Consider the following 607-nt stretch of genomic DNA (forward strand, 5'->3'; position numbering starts at 1 on the left):
CTGATAATGATGTCTTGCTTTTCAAAGCCTGCGGCACTTGCTGGACCATTTGGGTCGATACCTAAAACAACGATACCGCCAATGTGCTCGTTTCCTAGTAAACGGGCCGTCACTGCATTGATGTCTTGCCCATCAATACCGATGTAGCCGCGAATCACACGACCATCAGCGATGATTTTCTGCATAATTTTGCTGGCGAGTGGGGCTGGGATTGCAAATGAGATACCGTAGGTTTCAAGATCGGTTGCCTGCTGGAAAGATGCGGTGTTGATGCCCACCAATTCACCTTGAGTATTCACCAATGCGCCGCCCGAGTTACCTTCATTGATTGCAGCATCAGTTTGGATGAAGGCTTGACGACCATCGCTAATAGAAGAGCGACCTGTCGCGGAAATAATGCCGAAGGTCGTGGTTTGTCCTAAGTTGTATGGGTTACCAATCGCTAAAACGACATCACCAACCTGAGGTTTGTATTCAGAATTCAATGGGATGACAGGTAGGTTAGAACCTTCAACTCGTAAAACGGCAATGTCCGTGCGTTTGTCGGTGCCAACAAGTTGAGCGTCAGCAGCTCGACCATCTTGCAATGCAACAACGACTTGGTCTG

General features: G+C 48.4%; 1 protein-coding gene. It reads right to left on the reverse strand.

The features are described 5' to 3' along the window. Positions 1-607: trypsin-like peptidase domain-containing protein (locus R7Z49_RS26185; RefSeq protein ID WP_318112585.1), on the reverse strand; the 607-nt coding region annotated here is incomplete at both ends.

It is taken from the genome of Vibrio sp. 1562 (assembly GCF_033340155.1).
Lineage (GTDB): Bacteria > Pseudomonadota > Gammaproteobacteria > Enterobacterales > Vibrionaceae > Vibrio > Vibrio alginolyticus.